Annotated in this window: 1 pseudogene; it reads right to left on the bottom strand. The window is 68.8% G+C overall.

The window, feature by feature from the left end:
* Positions 1–234: pseudogene (locus SB725_RS33985) on the bottom strand (fumarylacetoacetate hydrolase); the annotation flags it as partial.

Here is a 234-nt window from a genome sequence, read left to right as displayed (position 1 = left end):
ACCGCTTGCAGGTCGATCGGCGCCAGCAGCCAGGGCAAACGTGCGTCACGCTGGCTGGGGTCGCTGTTGCGCAGCAACGCCGGCAGAGCGATCAACGCCTCGGGCAACGGCAGCGCGCGCAGATAAGCAACCGGGTCGGCCACTTCGAGCAAGGCCGAAACGGTCGCTACATGGGCGCTGATATCGTGCACGGCGCCCGCCTTGACCAGCACCACGGCGGGGCCCTGATCGGGC

It is taken from the genome of Pseudomonas sp. SIMBA_041 (genome assembly GCF_046535095.1).
GTDB classification, from domain to species: domain Bacteria; phylum Pseudomonadota; class Gammaproteobacteria; order Pseudomonadales; family Pseudomonadaceae; genus Aquipseudomonas; species Aquipseudomonas mucoides.
The sequence above is the reverse complement of the archived record's forward strand: the minus strand, read 5'-3'. Positions and strand labels throughout refer to the sequence as shown.